This is a genomic window from Kitasatospora sp. MAP12-44, from assembly GCF_029892095.1.
GTDB lineage: Bacteria > Actinomycetota > Actinomycetes > Streptomycetales > Streptomycetaceae > Kitasatospora.
On record NZ_JARZAE010000004.1, the window covers coordinates 4390132 to 4406172 of the forward strand.

A 16041-nucleotide genomic window follows, 5' to 3' on the forward strand; every position below is an offset into this window, starting at 1 on the left:
GGAGGCCCCTTTGACGAACGACGTGATCCTTATGGCCGATCCCCGGGTGGCCGCGATACCCGTCACCGAATGCGGAGAGGATCTGCTCGACCTGCGGACCAGCGGGTTCCTCGACGTCGACACCCGCAAGGCGGACCCCGACGGGTATTTCGCCCAGGTACGCGAGGGAGTGGCGCAGCGGCTGGCCGAAGCCTCCGCTGCGCTCCCGGACGGCATCCGGTTCCGGTTCGTCGAGGGCTACCGTCCGCCCCGCCTCCAGCGGCAGTACTTCACCGCCTACCGCGACAAACTGCGGCGACTGCGTCCGGAACTGGACGAGGCCGGGCTGGACATGGCGGCCAGTCGCTACGTCTCGCCCCCGCACATCGCCCCGCACTCCGCCGGAGCCGCGATCGATCTCACCCTGTGCACCGCCGGCGGCCAGGAACTGCCGATGGGGACGATCGTCAACGCGTCGCCCGAGGACAGCCGGCTCCAGTGCTACACCCAGGCCGACGGCATCGACGCCGAGAGCCGCGCCAACCGGCTTCTGCTCGGTACCGCTCTCACCCGGGCAGGATTCGTCAACTACCCCACGGAGTGGTGGCACTGGTCGTACGGAGACCGGTACTGGGCCCTGCTGACCGACCGCCCGGAGGCCCACTACGGGCCCGTCGACTGGGAACCCGAGCCGCAGACGGGTGCCAACCCGTGACGTACGCGACCCCGGGGACTTCCGGCCTCCCGGCGCGGGTCCGTCATGACGTGCCGTACTACGCGCAATGGGAGTCGCCGGAGCTGGTCTCCTCGATCGTCACAGGCGCGATGGACGCCGCCCACGATCCGAACTGGTCCGCCTCCGGCGCGACCTCCGCCGAGGACTACCGGTTCTGGTCCTGGCGCGCGTGCGGAATGGCCTGCCTCCGGATGGCGCTCGACCACTGGGGGATCACCCCGCCGCCCACCGTCACGCTCGGCCAGGAGTACCTGGATGCCGGTGCGTACGTACGGCGCGAGGGCGGCCTGCACGGGCTGATCTACGAGCCGTTCGCCCGCCACACACGGGAACGGTTCGGCCTCTACGCCGAGTCCCGCCCGTGGCTGCCACTGCACGAGATCGGCTGGCAGGTCCGCTCAGGACGCCTGGTCATGCTGTCCGTGCACCCGGGCATCCGCAGCGCCGAGATCGAACCACCCACCCGGGGCGGCCATCTGGTCCTGGCAGTGGGCGCCGACGCCGACTCGCTGACCATCCACAACCCGTCCGGCTGGTACGGGGTTTCGCAGGAGTTCGTCGAGGTCCCCTGGCCGACCGTGCGGCGCTACTACGCAGGGCGCGGCGTCCTCCTCGGCAAGAGGTCGACGACCGATCCTGCGCGCTGAGCACCTACCGACTACCGAAGGAGATCCGGAAGGTCCCGCATCTTCTCGAAGACCAGCGTGCCCGGCCCCTCCAGCCACTCCGCAGGCGTCAGGCCGCCCGCGAACCCGAGGGTCCGCATCCCGGCGGCCCGACCCGCGGCAACCCCGTACTGACTGTCCTCGACGACAACGCACTTCGCCGGGTCGACCCCCAACCGGGTGGCCGCGTGCAGGAACAGGTCGGGGGCCGGCTTGCCGTTCGCCACTTCGCTCGCGCTGAACACACGACCTTCGAAGCGGGGGTAGAGCCCGGTCTGCCCGAGGGTGCGGCGCAGGCGCTGATGGCTGCTGCTGGAGGCGACACAGGTCGGCAGGGTGATCAGGTCCAGCGCCTCGACGATCCCCTCGACCGGCGTCAACTCGTCTTCGAAGGCCCGGTCGTAGAGCGGCTGGACCTCCTCCTCCCACCCCGCCGGCAGCGGACGGCCCAGGTGCGCCTCGATCTCCGAGACCATGTAGGCGTGCGAGCGTCCCACGAAGCGGCGGATGATCTCCTCCTCGGACAGTTCCCACCCGAGCGAGGCGAGAACCACCGCATCCACCCGAACCGCGAGGCGCTCACTGTCTATCAGCACGCCGTCGCAGTCGAAGATCACCAGCTCGATCAGATCCGTCACCCAGACAGCATAATGGGAGGGGAAACGGAGTTCCTTCGAGTGAGGCTGCCGTGAACGACTGCCCGCTCTCACGGAACTCCGTTGCGGAGAATCTCCCGCTCTCAGGCCTGCAGCACGATCTTCCCCACCTGCTCGCTCGCCTCCACCACCCGGTGCGCGTCGGCGACGGCGGTCAGCGGCATCACCCGGTCCACCACCGGTTTCACCACCCCCGACTCGATCAGCGGCCAGACGTGCTCACGCACCGCCGCCACGATCGCCGCCTTCTCCGCCAGCGGCCGCGGACGCAGCGAGGTGGCCGCCACCGCGGCGCGCTTGGCCAGCAGCGTTGAGAGGTTCAACTGGCCCTCCACACCGCCCTGCAGACCGATGATCACCAGCCGCCCGTTCACCGCCAGCGCGTCCACGTTCCGCTGCAGGTACTTGGCGCCCATGATGTCCAGGATCACATCCACCCCGGCCCCGCCGGTGGCCTCGCGGACCGCCTCCACGAAGTCCTGCTCGCGGTAGTTGATCCCGACATCCGCGCCCAGCTCCGCACAGCGGTCGAGCTTCTTCGCGCTGCCCGCCGTCACGATCACCTTCGCCCCGACCGCCTTGGCCAGCTGGATCGCCATCGTCCCGATCCCGCTCGCCCCGCCGTGCAGCAGCACCGTCTCGGCGGGCCGCAGATGGGCCACCATGAAGACGTTGGACCAGACCGTGCAGGCCACCTCGGGCAGCGCGGCGGCGGCCACCAGGCCCAGGCCCTTGGGGATCGGCAGCAGTTGGCCCACCGGCACGGCCACCCGCTCGGCGTAGCCGCCGCCGGCCAGCAGGGCGCAGACCTCGTCGCCCACCGCCCAGCCGGCCACCCCGGGACCCAGCGCCACGATCCGGCCCGAGCACTCCAGGCCGGGGTAGGGCGAGGCGCCGGGCGGCGGGTTGTAGAACCCCTGGCGCTGCAGCAGGTCGGCGCGGTTGACGGCGGTCGCCGCCACCTCGACCAGGACTTCGCCCTCGCCGGGCGTCGGGTCGGGCACCTTGGCCCAGACGAGTGCGTCGGGTCCACCGGGCTCTGGAATCGTCATCGCATACATGCCCCGAAGCTACCGTCAGCGGTGCCGAAGATCGACGATGACTCGGCGATGGCCCGGCGCAGCGCGCCGACCCCGTGCCGCCACCATGCCGTCACCCTGCCGACTCCCGTGCCGACCGGATGAACTGACGGTCCATCAGTCATGCGAGGATGCGATCACCGATCCTCCGAAGGAAGAGTCCCGTGCGCGACGAGCCGATCAGTGTTTTCCTCGACCGCCTGGCCGACCGGGTCCCCGCCCCCGGCGGCGGCGCGTCGGCCGCCCTGCAGGCCGCCCAGGCGGGCGCCCTGCTGGGCATGGTGGCCCGCTACACGAGCGGCGAGAAGTACGCCGCCCACCAGCAGGTGGTGGAGCGGATCCGCCGCGAGAGCGACACCCTGCGGGCCCGGGCGCTGACCCTCGCCGAGCAGGACGCGGCCGCGTTCACCGCCGTCACCGACGCCTACCGGCTGCCCCGCGAGAGCGATCAGGACAAGGCCGCCAGGACCGCCGCCATCGCCGAGGCGCTGGCCGGAGCGGCCCGCCCGCCGGCCGACGTGATCGCGGTCGCCCTGGACCTGGTCGAGCTCGCCGAGGCGCTGCTGCCGATCGGCAACCCCAACGTGATCACGGACATCGCGGCGGCGGCCGAGGCGGCCCGCGCGGCGGCCGTCACCGCGCGGGTCAACGTCGAGGTGAATCTCACCGGGCTGCGGGACGAACGGGTGCGCAGCGGACTGGTCGCCGAGACCGCGCGGGTGGACGAGATCGCCACCCGCGCCGAGCGGATCACCGCCGCCGTCCGCGAGGAGATCGCCAAGTAGCCGCCCGCGCGCTACGGCGTGGCGAGCAGCTCGACCCGTCCGCCGGCGGGCAGTCCGCCCGGGGGGACGACCGCCAGGGCGTCGGCGAGCGCGAGGCCGCGCAGCATCGCCGGGCCATCGAAGGCCAGCGGCACCGGGCCGTGCTCGGTGAGCCGCACCGGCAGCAGCCGGGTGTCGGACGGGTGGCCGGGCAGCGCCGCCTGCGTCCGCGCGAAGCGGCCGGGCCCGGGCGGGCGGCCGGCGAGCCCGTGCAGCAGCGGCAGCGCGAGGGTCGCCGTCCCGGCCACCGCCGCCAGCGGGTTGCCGGGCAGTCCCACCAGGTGCCGGCCACCGGGCAGCTCGGCGAGCAGCATCGGGTGCCCGGGGCGGACGGCCACCCCGTCCACCAGCAGCCGCCCGCCGGCCGCCGCGAGCGCCGGGTGCAGGAAGTCGACCGGACCGGCCGCCGTGCCGCCGGTGGTCACCACCACCTCGGCCGGGGACTGCCCGATGGCGTCCTGGAGCAGTCCGAGATCGTCCTGTACGAAGCGACGGCCGATCAACTCCGCGCCGGCCGCCGACAACCAGGGCTCCAGCAGCGGTCCCAGCGCGTCGCGGACCAGCCCGGGGCGGGGCAGACCCGCGGCGAGCAACTCGTCGCCGAGCACCAGCAGCTCCACGGTCGGCCGGCGCCGGACCGGCAGGCGGTCGTAGCCGCAGGCCGCGGCGAGCCCGAGGACGGCGGGGGTGACGACGGTCCCGGCGGGCAGCAGCGCCTCCGCCCGGCGGCACTCCTGGCCGCGCGGCCGGACGTCCTGGCCCGGCGGCAGCCCGCTGGCGACCAGCTCGTGCAGGCTCGTGCCGCCCTCGGCCCGGCCGTGCTCGCGGCGCAGCACGGCGGTGGCGCCCGGCGGGAGCTGGGCGCCGGTGGCGATCTCGGTCGCCCAGCCGTCCGCCAGCGGGGGCGGCGTGCGGCCGGCCAGCACGCGTCCGGCCAGCCGCCAGGGGCCGGGTCCTGCCACCGCCCAGCCGTCCATCGCGGAGGTGTCGAAGGCGGGCAGGTCGGTCAGCGCGGTGAGCGGGTCGGCCAGCGTGCGGCCGAGCGCCGCCGCGAGGTCGAGCCGCTCGGCGGGCAGTGGCGCGCGGACGGCCTGCCCGGCCAGCTCGCGGGCCTTCGGCCAGGGGCAGTCGTGCCCGGCCGCCGCCGACCGCGACGGTCGGTCGGCGGGCCGGCTGCCCGGGCCGAGCGAGGGCACCGCCGCGTTCACTGCGGCCCCGGCGCCTGCTGGTCGGCCCAGCGCTCGGCCAGGGCGGCGATCCGCCGGTTGGCCTCGGCCACCTCGGTCGCCCCGCCGCCGCGCGTCGCGGCCGCGTAGCCGACCAGGAAGGCGGTCAGCGGCGCGGCCGGCCGGGCCACCCCGTGTGCGACCACCCGGGCCAGGTCGAGCAGGCCGGGGATGTCGACCTCCAGGTCGATACCCAGCTCGGTCTTGGCCTCGGCGATCCAGTCGTCCAGCGTGCGCTCCATGGTGGACATGCTGCCCGATCCACCGGGTCCTGCTGTGCCATCCGGATGACCAAGGTGCTTCGGAGCGCTCACACCGCGCTGTCCGGCGCGGTGAGCCCGCCCCGTTCGGGCGCCCGGCGGCGGGCCTCGGCCAGCTCGGCCCAGGTGTCGCAGTCGTACGAGACGCCGTCGCGGTCCGCCACCCGGGCGGTGCGCAGGCCGGCGGTGAGGCGGCGCAGCGGGGCACCGACTGGGTCGCCGAGCGCGGCCAGGGCGGTGCGCAGCGCGGCGGTACGGTAGGCCGCCACCAGCGGCTGGTCCCGGCCGTCGGCGTCCACCAGGACGGCGGCCTCGACCTCGCCGGTGACGGCGGACAGCAGCTGCCCCAGGGTGGCGGCGTCCAGGAACGGCAGGTCGGCGGCGAGCAGCAGCACCCGCTCCGCCGAGATCGCCGGCTCGGCGAGGGCGGCCGCGACGGCGGCCACCGGTCCGCCGCCGGGCGGCTGCTCGCGGGTCCAGTGCGGGACGGGGCCGGGCCGGGCGGCCGGGCGGGGCGGGCCGACCACCACGATGCTCCGGGCACCGGCGCAGGCGGCCAGGACGCGGTCGAGCAGCGGGCGGCCGCCGACGGTCAGCTGCGGCTTGTCCGCGCCGTCCAGCCGGCGGGCGGCGCCGCCGGCCAGCACGATCGCGTCATAGGGCGTCGTCATGCGGCCAGTATCCGGCGCTCAGGCTTCCTCGTCCTCCGCGCCTTCGTCGCCCTCGTCGCCCTCGCTGCCTTCGTCGCCCTCCTCCGGGCTCACGGGCTCCGCGGGCCGCGCGGTGTTCGCCGCCGCGCCCAGCTCCAGGAACTGCGGCAGCGTCAGCCAGAAGCGCTCGCTCATCGCGGTGACCAGCCCCTCCGGGTCGCCCGGGTGCTCGGCGAGCAGCCGGTCGAACTCCTTGAGGTAGTCGTCGGTGAAGGTGAGCACCCGCGCCGCGTCGTCGTCCTGGTCCGGTGCCCGGTGCCCGGCGATCACCCGCTCGACGCCCAGGTCGGCGATCCGCCCCAGGTTCTGCGCCCAGACGCCGCGCTCGGCGGGGGTGGTCTCGGCGGTCCACACGTGCGTCCCGTTGTAGACGAGGTCGCCGGCGATCACCGTCCGGGCGCCGGGGACGTGCACGACCGTGCAGTGCGCGCTGTCGCCCTGCCCGAGGTAGAGCACCCGGATCAGCTGGCGGTCGATCATCAGCGGCTGCGGCAGCAGGGCGCGCGGGACGACCGGCGCCTCGGGGAGGTCGTCACCGAAGACCGGGCGCCACTGGACCACCTTGCCGGCCGCCGTCCGGACGATCTCGTCGACCACCTGCGGCGCCGCCAGCACATGCGCCTGCGGGAACAGCCGCAGCACCTCCTCCACACCGAAGTAGTGGTCGGGGTGCGGGTGGGTGATCACGATGGCCAGCAGGTTGCGGTCCTTGCCGGCGATCCACTCGGCGAGCTCGCGGCCCGCGCTGCGGGTGAGCTGGGCGTCGACCAGGATCGCGTCGCGCCGGCCGATGATCAGGGTGGAGGTGACGAAGAAGGCCGACTCCGGGCCGACGAAGACGTCGATCTCCAGCGTCGGCCCGGGCGCCGCGGCGCCCCTCGAACCGTCCTGCCGACCGCCGCCGTTCGCGCCGCCGGGCCGGTCGGCACTCTCCTCGGGCGGTGGCGACGACGTCACTGGCTCTCCCTGGTCCACGGCGGTGCACGGATCCCCCGCCGCGCGGGGGCCCTGTCGGGACCAGCATGGAAGCCGCCCGGCCGGACCGCCCGGTGGGAGCGCCCGGCCGGGTGAGGCCGTGTGGCGTCAGACCGCGACGCGCTCCGCGGTGGCCTTGGCGATCGCGGCGGCGTCCTGGAGGGCCTTGGCCTTGGAGGCCTCGGCGGTCTCGACGAACTCGGCGAGCGCCGGGTTGGCCTTGGCCATGGTGAACTCGGGGACCACCAGGGTGACCTCCAGGCCCAGCAGCTCGGTCAGCACCTTCTCCACGTAGTTGGTGGCGAACTCGAAGGACTCGCGCGGGCTACCCGCGGCGTAGGAGCCACCGCGCGAGGCGATCACGGTGACGGGGGTGCCGGCGGCGGACTTCTCCGCACCCGCGGTACGGCCGAAGAGGACCACCTGGTCGATCCAGGCCTTGAGCGAGGACGGGATGGCGAAGTTGTACATCGGGGCGCCGATGACCACGTGGTCGGCCTGCTCCAGCTCGGAGATCAGCTCGTCGCGCACGTTGTGGGCGGCCAGCTGCTCGGGCGTGCGCTGGTCGGCCGGGGTGAAGGCCCCCGAGATCGCGGCGGCGTCCAGGTGCGGCGTGGGGGTGAGGGCGAGGTCGCGGTAGATCACCGTGCCGCCCGGGTTGGCGGCCTCCCACTCGGTACGGAAGGCGGCCGAGACCTCGCGGGAGACGGAACCCTCGAAAAGAGCCGACGAGTCGATGTGCAGCAGCGTGGCCATGGCGATCCTCCGAGATCTGGGTAGTTGCTGCCTTTTCCTCGGCAGCTGCTTTTACAGTAGCAGCTTACTTTTCTTCAGTCACTAGCGGAGAGCCAGTACCCTGGAGGCATGAGCAAGCCAGCAGCACCCACGACCGCGGCCAACGCCTGTTCCGGTGTGGACGTCGCCATGCACCGGGTGTTCGAGCTCCTCGGCAAGCGCTGGTCCGGCCTGATCCTGGCCGTCCTCACCCAGCAACCCGGCTACTTCTCCGAACTGCGCCGGGCGATCCCGGGCATCAGCGAGCGGATGCTCTCCGACCGGCTGACCGAACTGGCCGAGGCCGGCCTGGTGCTGCGCCAGGTCGACGAGGGCCCGCCGCTGCGGGTCAGCTACCAGCTCACCGAAGCGGGCCTCGCCCTCGGCCCGGCGCTGGAGGCACTGCACCGCTGGGCCTCCACCCACCTCGCGGACCGCGCCGGCCCGCCCACGTCCTGCCCGCCCTCCTCCTGCTGACCCCCGGCCGCGGCCACCTGCTGCGTCAAGGCGGCGGGCCGGCCTCACCCGGCCGCTGAACGCAGTCGGCCGCCCGCGCCAGCAGCACGGCGCGCTCGCGCTCGTTGCGGGTCAGCGCGGCCGCGCGGACGAACTCCTCGCGCGCCTCGTCGAGCCGCCCGACCCTGGCCAGCAGGTCACCCCGGACGCTCGGCAGCAGGTGGTACGTCCTCAGCGACGGCTCCTCGGTGAGCTGGTCGACCAGCTCGAGACCGGTGGCCGGGCCGAACGCCATCGACAGCGCCACCGCCCGGTTCAGCTCCACCACGGGCGACGGCGTGCGCCGCGCGAGCGCCGCGTACAGCGCGGCGATCCGCACCCAGTCCGTCTCCGCCGCCGTCCTGGCCCGGGCGTGGCAGGCGGCGATCGCGGCCTGCAGGGCGTACCCGCCGCCCGCGCCACCGAGCTCCTGAGCCCGTTCCAGGGCCGCGAGCCCGCGCCGGATCAGCAGCTGGTCCCACCGCCCGCGATCCTGGTCGAGCAGCAGTACGGGCACGCCGCCCGGCCCGGTCCGAGCCGCCGCGCGGGAGGCCTGGATCTCCATCAGCGCGACCAGCCCATGCACCTCCGGCTCCTTGGGCACCAGCTCGGCCAGGATCCGGCCCAGCCGCAGCGCCTCCTCGCAGAGCGCCGGCCGCATCCAGTCGTCGCCGGCGGTCGCCGCGTACCCCTCATTGAAGATCAGATACACCACTTCGAGCACCGAGGAGAGCCGGTCCGCCAACTCCGGGCCCTGCGGCACCTCGAACGGCACCTGCGCCTTGGCCAGCGTCCGTTTGGCCCGCACGATGCGCTGCGCGACGGTGGAATCCGCGACCAGGAACGCCCGGGCGATCTCGTCCGTCGTCAGCCCGCCGAGCAGCCGCAGGGTCAGCGCGACCCGCGCCTCGGTGGACAGCACCGGGTGGCAGGCGGTGAACACCAGGCGCAGCAGATCGTCCTCGATCGTGCCGTCCCGCTCCGCCACCGCGTCCGGCGCGGGCGCCGCGGCGCCGGACGCGCCGGTCTCCAGCTCATGGCCGAGCTGCTCCAGCTTGTGGGCCAGGCGCTCCTTGCGGCGCAGCAGGTCGATCGCGCGGTGCTTCGCGGTGGCCATCAGCCAGGCGCCCGGATTGTCCGGGATGCCCTCCTTCGGCCACTGCTCCAGCGCCGCGACCAGCGCGTCCTGCGCCAGCTCCTCGGCGACCCCGACATCACGCACCAACCGGGCGAGCCCGGCGATCAGCCGGGCCGCCTCGATCCGCCAGACAGCGTCGATGGTGCGGTGCACCTCGGAATCGCTCACGGCAACCCATCAGAGCAGTGCTCCGGGGGCCGCCGCAAGCGAACTCCGTGCCTCCCCCACCCGCTACCGCTGCGCGGACTGCCGCTGCAGCTCCTCGCGCAGCTTCTCCTCGCGCGCGGCGGCCTCGGGCGTCACGATCTCCTCGGGGAAGTCCCCCGGCTCGAACACCTGGCGCAGCTCCACCACTCCGCCCTCACCGAAGGGCACCCGCGAGGCCCACTGGACGGCCTCCTCCTTCGACGTCACCTGGATGATCCAGAAGCCGGCGATCAGCTCCTTCGCCTCGGCGAACGGCCCGTCGGTGACCGTCGGCCGGCCCGCGTGGAACTCGACCCTGGCCCCCTTGGAGCTGGGGTGCAGCCCGTCCGCCGCCAGCAGCACACCCGCCTTGACCAGCTCCTCGTTGTACCTGCCCATCTCCTCGACCAGCTCCCTGCTGGGGAGCACGCCCGCCTCGGTGGCCTCGTCGGCCCTGACCAGCATCATGAATCGCATCGTCTTCCTCGTTCCCTCGGGCGGCCTTGGCGGCCTCGGTGATCGGTGATCCGCTGACGGATCAGGGCCCCGGCCCCCGGGTGGTCTCCCGCCCGGCGAACCCAGCCTCTACCGGTGCGTCGAACAGCGGTCGACCGATTCGACAGCCCGGGTGAACTTTTTTCCGACCACCGAGATCGAGGCCTCAGCCCACGAGCGAGCGCACCCCGCCGGCGCCCTGGCCAAACGGATTACCGCCCACCAATTACCGGCCGGCTCAGTCCCGCGTCATGTCGACGAAGCGGGAGTAGTGGCCCTGGAAGGCGACCGTGATGGTGGCGGTGGGGCCGTTTCGGTGCTTGGCGACGATCAGGTCGGCCTCGCCCGCGCGGGGGGACTCCTTCTCGTAGGCGTCCTCGCGGTGGAGCAGGATGACCATGTCGGCGTCCTGCTCGATGGAGCCCGATTCACGCAGGTCGGAGACCATCGGCTTCTTGTCGGTGCGCTGTTCGGGACCACGGTTCAGCTGGGAGAGCGCGATCACCGGGACCTCCAGCTCCTTGGCCAGCAGCTTGAGGTTTCGCGACATGTCGGAGACCTCCTGCTGGCGGCTCTCGGCCCGCCGGGAGCCGCCGGACTGCATCAGCTGGAGGTAGTCGATGACCACCAGCTTGAGGTCCTGACGCTGCTTCAGACGGCGGCACTTGGCGCGGATCTCCATCATCGACAGGTTGGGGGAGTCGTCGATGAAGAGCGGCGCGGCGGTGACGTCCGGCATCCGGCGGGCGACCCGGGTCCAGTCGTCGTCCGTCATGTTGCCCGAGCGCATGTGGTGCAGTGCGACCCGCGCCTCGGCCGAGAGGAGGCGCATGGCGATCTCGTTGCGGCCCATTTCGAGCGAGAAGATCACGCTCGGCAGGCCGTTGGTGATCGAGCAGGCCCGCGAGAAGTCCAACGCCAGTGTCGACTTTCCCATCGCGGGGCGCGCGGCGATGACGATCATCTGGCCCGGGTGCAGGCCGTTGGTGAGGGCGTCGAGGTCGGCGAAGCCGGTGGGGACTCCGGACATCTGGCCCTGGCGGGAGCCGATGGCCTCGATCTCGTCGAGGGCGCCCTCCATGATGTCGGCGAGCGGGGCGTAGTCCTCGCTGGTGCGCTGCTCGGTGACGGCGTAGATCTCGGCCTGGGCGGCGTTGACGATCTCGTCGACGTCGCCTTCGGCGGCGTAGCCCATGCCGGCGATCCGGGTGCCCGCCTCGACCAGGCGGCGCAGCACCGCGCGCTCGTGGACGATCTCGGCGTAGTACTCGGCGTTGGCGGCGGTCGGGACGGAGTTGACCAGGGTGTGCAGATAGCCGGGACCGCCGACGCGGACCAGCTCGCCGCGCTTGGTGAGCTCGCTGGCGACGGTGATCGGGTCGGCCGGCTCGCCGCGGGCGTAGAGGTCGAGGATCGCGCTGTGGACGAGCTCGTGGGCCGGGCGGTAGTAGTCGTGCGGTTTCAGCACCTCGACGACGTCGGCGATGGCGTCCTTGGAGAGCAGCATGCCGCCGAGGACGGACTGCTCGGCGGCGAGGTCCTGCGGGGGCACCCGTTCGAAGCCCTCGACACCGCCGGAGCGGTCGCGGTCGCCGCCCTTGTCGCCGTCCTGGTCGCGCTTGCGGAAGTCGCCCTTGCCACCACCGCCGCCGGGGCCGCCCTTGCCACCGCCACCGCCCGCGGCGACGGCCGTACGGCTGCGCGAGACGGGCAGCCGATCGCCCGGCCCGTCCGGCTGGTAGGGACCGGAGAAGGCGTCGTCGGACGGCTGCCAGTCGTCCTCCGGGGGCGGAGGCACCTCGTGGTCGTCGTACTGGGGGCCGGTCACGCGTGTTCCCCGATCAGCGAGCGGTGCGAGTGCGGTGCGAAGGCATCAGGGCCAAGGCGGGCGGACGGGGTCACGAACCGGTCCACCTCCTTCTTACGCCACAGGGCCGACAAAACGGACGCCGGGTGGGCATCTGGCGCGTCGGACGAGCGCCCACGCTAAGGGGCCGAGGGGCCTTCGACCAAGACGGTTATCCACAGGGCGTGTGGATGACGGGACCTATCCTGTGGACAACTGCCCGAAACCTGTGCACGAGCATGTGGACGGACCTGTGGATAACCAGACCATCCACTCGGTGTCAACTTGCTGACCTGCGATGACACGATCTGATGGCTGTGCATGAGAAATACTTCACACAGGTAGGGATCCACCCCCGCAGACCCGGCTACCGGCCGGTCGCTCACAGGTACGAGTAAGAGCTGAGACGCTATTGCAGCACTTACCTGTGGATGACTACGGTTACCCCCATGAGAACGGTCACCCGCACGGCAGCCACCTCGGCCCCGCGAGCCGATCGGCGCCGCCAGGATCGCGAGATCCTCGCACTGGCCGTTCCGGCGTTCGGGGCCCTGGTCGCCGAGCCGCTCTTCCTGATGGCCGACTCCGCCATTGTCGGTCATCTGGGAACCTCCCAACTGGCCGGCCTCGGCGTGGCAGGCGCGGCGCTCTCCACCATCACCGGGGTGTTCGTCTTCCTCGCGTACGCCACCACCGCCGCGGTGGCCCGCCGGATCGGGGCCGGCGACCGCCGCGGCGCCATCCAGCAGGGCATCGACGGCATCTGGCTCGCCCTGCTGCTCGCCGTCCCGCTGGTCCTGCTCGCCCTCGTCCTCGCCCCCTCGATCGCCGCCGCCCTGGGCGCCTCGCCCACCGCCACCCCGTACGCGGTCGACTACCTGCGGATCAGCTCGCTGGGCATCCCGGCGATGCTGATGGTGCTGGCGGCCACCGGCGTGCTGCGCGGCCTGCAGGACACCCGCACACCGCTGGTGGTCGCGGTGGCCGGCTTCACCGCCAATATCGGCCTCAACCTCGGCCTGGTCTACGGCGCCGGCCTGGGCGTGGCCGGCTCCGCCTGGGGGACGGTGCTGGCGCAGACCTCGATGGCGGTGGCCTACGTGGTCGTGGTGGTCCGCGGCGCCCGCCGCGAGCGGGCCGGGCTGCGGCCGGACGCGGCGGGCATCCGGGCCTGCGCCAGGACCGGCTGGCCGCTGATGGTCCGCACGCTCAGCCTGCGCGCCGTCCTGATGATCGCCACGGCGGTGGCCGCCCGGCTGGGCGACCGCGAGGTCGCGGCCCACCAGATCGCGATGGCCCTGTGGAGCTTCCTCGCCTTCGGCCTGGACGCCATCGCCATCGCCGGCCAGGCGATCATCGGCCGCTACCTGGGCGCCGGGGACGCGCCGGGGGCCCGCGCCGCGACCCGCCGGATGGTGCTCTGGGGCGTCGGCTCCGGCGTGCTGTTCGGCCTGCTGGTGGTGGCCGCCCGTCCGCTGTACGTGCCGCTGTTCAGCCCGGACCCGGCGGTGCAGGCCCGGCTCTCGGCCGTGCTGCTGCTGGTCGCGCTGACCCAGCCGATGGCCGGCCTGGTCTTCATCCTGGACGGCGTGCTGATGGGCGCGGGCGACGGCCCCTACCTGGCCTGGGCGATGCTCGGCACGCTGGCCGGCTTCGCCCCGCTGGCGCTGGCGGTGCCCGCGCTCGGCTGGGGGCTGCCGGGTCTGTGGTGGGCGATGAACCTGTTCATGCTGCTGCGCGGCGGCTTCCTGCTGGGCCGGGTCCGCGGTGGCCACTGGCTGGTGACCGGCGCCGTCCGGGCCTGAGATCGCCGGCAGGTCGGCGCACAAAGCCTGAGGGCCGACGCTCCGCGAACGGAACGCCGGCCCTCAGGTCAAGCGACTGCTAGGCAGTTCAGGCAGACACGACGGAGACGTCGAGGTTGGCCTGGACGTCGGCGTGCAGCTTGACCGAGACCTTGTGGGTGCCCACGGTCTTGATCGGCGAGGCGATCGTGACAGCGCGCTTGTCCACAGCCGGGCCACCGGCGGCCTTGACGGCCTCGACGACATCGGCCTGGGTCACCGAACCGAACAGACGGCCGGCCTCGCCGGAGCGAACGGCCAGCTTGACCTGCAGGCCCTCCAGCTTGCCCTTGAACTCGTTGGCAGCCTCAAGGGTCTGGATCTGGTGGACCTTGCGGGCGCGACGGATCGCGTCGACGTCCTTCTGTCCACCCTTGGTCCAGCGGATGGCGAAGCCGCGCGGGACGAGGAAGTTACGGGCGTAACCGTCCTTGACCTCGACAACCTCGCCGGCGCCACCGAGGCCGGAGACCTCGTGAGTGAGGATGATCTTCATTCTTTGGTCACCCTCTCTTAGCGCGCGGTGCTGGTGTAGGGCAGCAGGGCCATCTCACGGCTGTTCTTCACGGCCGTGGCGACGTCACGCTGGTGCTGGGTGCAGTTGCCGGTGACCCGGCGGGCGCGGATCTTCCCGCGGTCGGAGATGAACTTGCGGAGCAAGTTCGTGTCCTTGTAGTCAACGTAGTTGACCTTGTCCTTGCAGAAGACGCAAACCTTCTTCTTAGGCTTGCGAGCAGGCGGCTTCGCCATTGTGTGCTCCAAAGTGGATTCACGATCCGGGGCCGGCGCGTCAGCACACGGCTCCGGGTCGCACGAAATCTGTCAGCTCTAGAACGGGGGCTCTTCCGAGAAGCCGCCACCGGACGGGGCACCCCAGCCACCGCCGCCACCCTGGTTTCCACCAGAGGACGGAGCGCTGGACGCCCACGGGTCGTCGCTGGGGCCGGACTGGCCGCCGCCGGAGGTGTTGCCACCCCAGCCGCCGCCACCCTGCTGGCCGCCACCGCCGAACCCGCCGCCCTGGGGCTGGCCGCCGCCGAAGCCGCCGCCACCGCCAGGACCGCCCTGGCCACCGGACCGGTTGGCCCGGGTCACCTTGGCAGTCGCCGAGCGCAGGCTCGGGCCGACCTCGTCGACCTCGACCTCGAAGACCGTCCGCTTCTCGCCTTCCTTGGTCTCGTAAGACCGCTGGCGCAGTCGGCCCTGCACGATCACGCGCATGCCGCGCTGCAGCGACTCGGCCACGTTCTCCGCCGGCTGACGCCAGACGTTGCACGTGAGGAAGAGGCTCTCGCCGTCCTTCCACTCGTTCGTCTGGCGGTCAAAGGTGCGGGGGGTGGACGCGATGCGGAACTTCGCGACCGCCGCACCCGACGGGGTGAAACGCAGCTCGGGGTCGTCGACGAGATTGCCGACGAGTGTGATGACGGTCTCGCCTGCCATGGTGTGATGGCCTCTCGGGAGGAGGAGTTCCGTTCAGCGATGTTTCACGCTTCAGCGGGTGCTTTTTAGTGGCTTCCGCCACGTGAAACATCGGACCTGAGTTACCGCAGACCCGTAGGGGTCTCAGCGGTGGCTCAGTGGGTGTCCGGGCGCAGGACCTTGGTCCGCAGAACCGACTCGCTCAGCGAGAACTGGCGGTCGAGCTCCTTGACAACCGCGGGCGTGGCCTTCAGGTCGATGACCGTGTAGATGCCCTCGGACTGCTTGTTGATCTCGTACGACAGGCGACGACGGCCCCAGGTGTCGACCTTCTCCACGTTGCCGCCGCCTTCGCGGACAACGTTGAGGAAGTTCTCGATCAGGGGGGAGACAGCGCGCTCCTCGACCGAGGGGTCGAGGATGACCATCACCTCGTAGTGACGCATGAGTAACCCACCTCCTTTGGACTCAGCGGCCACGGTCTCTCCGTGGCAGGAGGGTTGTGCAGCGTCGGCACTGGAGGAGTGACCGACCTCGGGCCACCGTAGCGGCCGGGTCCGACAATGCGACTCCCGTCGACCCACGATCGGGTGAGAACCCGTACGCGGAGACAGGGGAGGCACAACTACACCAGTGCAGACCGCACAGCCTACCCGCACCCGTACGGCCGAACAAAACGCGTACCGGTTGAGATCCAGGGGTCAACCGGCGCAATCTGGGCACAACGGCTA

17 protein-coding genes and 1 pseudogene are annotated in these 16041 nt (G+C 72.2%); 5 read left to right on the forward strand and 13 right to left on the reverse strand.

The features are described from left to right. Nucleotides 1-31 precede the first annotated feature (31 nt). Nucleotides 32-694: a M15 family metallopeptidase gene (locus P3T34_RS20415; protein WP_280672249.1), complete on the forward strand. Its 663-nt coding sequence runs from the start codon at nucleotides 32-34 to the stop codon at nucleotides 692-694. Further along, on the forward strand, nucleotides 691-1362 hold the full coding sequence (locus P3T34_RS20420; protein ID WP_280667471.1) for a C39 family peptidase: 672 nt from the start codon (nucleotides 691-693) through the stop codon (nucleotides 1360-1362). The genes P3T34_RS20415 and P3T34_RS20420 overlap by 4 nt, the downstream gene beginning before the upstream one ends. Nucleotides 1363-1373: 11 nt before the next feature. Here the strand turns inward: P3T34_RS20420 and P3T34_RS20425 are convergent, their stop codons facing one another. Further along, a complete protein-coding gene (locus P3T34_RS20425) occupies nucleotides 1374-2018 on the reverse strand; it encodes an HAD family hydrolase (protein ID WP_280667472.1) in 645 nt (214 codons plus the stop codon). Between the two features lie 101 nt (nucleotides 2019-2119). Continuing rightward, complete coding sequence (locus tag P3T34_RS20430; protein WP_280667473.1) at nucleotides 2120-3097, reverse strand: NAD(P)H-quinone oxidoreductase; 978 nt, start codon at nucleotides 3095-3097, stop codon at nucleotides 2120-2122. A gap of 182 nt (nucleotides 3098-3279) precedes the next feature. Between P3T34_RS20430 and P3T34_RS20435 the strand changes: the two genes are divergently transcribed. Then, nucleotides 3280-3900 (forward strand): cyclodeaminase/cyclohydrolase family protein, encoded by a 621-nt coding sequence (locus tag P3T34_RS20435; RefSeq protein ID WP_280667474.1) that lies wholly within the window; start codon nucleotides 3280-3282, stop codon nucleotides 3898-3900. A gap of 11 nt (nucleotides 3901-3911) precedes the next feature. Here the strand turns inward: P3T34_RS20435 and P3T34_RS20440 are convergent, their stop codons facing one another. From P3T34_RS20440 to P3T34_RS20455, 4 genes and pseudogenes are all read right to left on the reverse strand, one after another. Continuing rightward, nucleotides 3912-5042: a molybdopterin molybdotransferase MoeA gene (locus tag P3T34_RS20440; protein WP_280672251.1), complete on the reverse strand. Its 1131-nt coding sequence runs from the start codon at nucleotides 5040-5042 to the stop codon at nucleotides 3912-3914. Nucleotides 5043-5164: 122 nt separating this feature from the next. Further along, nucleotides 5165-6096: pseudogene (locus tag P3T34_RS20445) on the reverse strand (NTP transferase domain-containing protein); the annotation flags it as partial. 18 nt (nucleotides 6097-6114) lie between these two features. Continuing rightward, the gene (locus P3T34_RS20450) at nucleotides 6115-7092 is read right to left on the reverse strand and encodes an MBL fold metallo-hydrolase (RefSeq protein WP_280667475.1); all 978 of its coding nucleotides are present in this window, start codon (nucleotides 7090-7092) and stop codon (nucleotides 6115-6117) included. A gap of 126 nt (nucleotides 7093-7218) precedes the next feature. Continuing rightward, nucleotides 7219-7866 carry an NAD(P)H-dependent oxidoreductase gene (locus tag P3T34_RS20455; RefSeq protein ID WP_280667476.1) on the reverse strand — a complete coding sequence of 216 codons (648 nt, stop codon included), beginning with the start codon at nucleotides 7864-7866 and terminating at the stop codon, nucleotides 7219-7221. 108 nt (nucleotides 7867-7974) lie between these two features. Here P3T34_RS20455 and P3T34_RS20460 point away from each other — a divergent pair, with 108 nt between their 5' ends. Next, a complete protein-coding gene (locus P3T34_RS20460) occupies nucleotides 7975-8361 on the forward strand; it encodes a helix-turn-helix domain-containing protein (RefSeq protein WP_280667477.1) in 387 nt (128 codons plus the stop codon). Between the two features lie 25 nt (nucleotides 8362-8386). On the opposite strand, the gene P3T34_RS20465 is transcribed toward P3T34_RS20460, so the two are convergent. From P3T34_RS20465 to dnaB, 3 genes are all read right to left on the reverse strand, one after another. Continuing rightward, nucleotides 8387-9685, reverse strand: a complete 1299-nt coding sequence (locus P3T34_RS20465) for an RNA polymerase sigma factor (protein ID WP_280667478.1) — start codon at nucleotides 9683-9685, stop codon at nucleotides 8387-8389. 63 nt (nucleotides 9686-9748) lie between these two features. After that, nucleotides 9749-10171 carry a YciI family protein gene (locus tag P3T34_RS20470; protein ID WP_280667479.1) on the reverse strand — a complete coding sequence of 141 codons (423 nt, stop codon included), beginning with the start codon at nucleotides 10169-10171 and terminating at the stop codon, nucleotides 9749-9751. A 265-nt stretch (nucleotides 10172-10436) separates the two neighbouring features. Further along, the gene (gene dnaB / locus P3T34_RS20475; protein WP_280672253.1) at nucleotides 10437-11912 is read right to left on the reverse strand and encodes a replicative DNA helicase; all 1476 of its coding nucleotides are present in this window, start codon (nucleotides 11910-11912) and stop codon (nucleotides 10437-10439) included. A 581-nt stretch (nucleotides 11913-12493) separates the two neighbouring features. On the opposite strand from dnaB, the gene P3T34_RS20480 reads away from it, so the two are divergent. Continuing rightward, a complete protein-coding gene (locus P3T34_RS20480) occupies nucleotides 12494-13849 on the forward strand; it encodes an MATE family efflux transporter (protein WP_280667480.1) in 1356 nt (451 codons plus the stop codon). A gap of 88 nt (nucleotides 13850-13937) precedes the next feature. On the opposite strand, the gene rplI is transcribed toward P3T34_RS20480, so the two are convergent. From rplI to rpsF, 4 genes are all read right to left on the reverse strand, one after another. After that, a complete protein-coding gene (gene rplI, locus P3T34_RS20485; protein WP_280667481.1) occupies nucleotides 13938-14384 on the reverse strand; it encodes a 50S ribosomal protein L9 in 447 nt (148 codons plus the stop codon). Nucleotides 14385-14401: 17 nt separating this feature from the next. Beyond that, complete coding sequence (gene rpsR, locus P3T34_RS20490) at nucleotides 14402-14638, reverse strand: 30S ribosomal protein S18 (protein ID WP_030304537.1); 237 nt, start codon at nucleotides 14636-14638, stop codon at nucleotides 14402-14404. A gap of 78 nt (nucleotides 14639-14716) precedes the next feature. Beyond that, a complete protein-coding gene (locus P3T34_RS20495) occupies nucleotides 14717-15331 on the reverse strand; it encodes a single-stranded DNA-binding protein (RefSeq protein ID WP_280667482.1) in 615 nt (204 codons plus the stop codon). 134 nt (nucleotides 15332-15465) lie between these two features. After that, nucleotides 15466-15756, reverse strand: coding sequence for a 30S ribosomal protein S6 (gene rpsF, locus P3T34_RS20500; RefSeq protein WP_035799409.1), 291 nt, complete (start codon nucleotides 15754-15756; stop codon nucleotides 15466-15468). Nucleotides 15757-16041 lie beyond the last annotated feature (285 nt).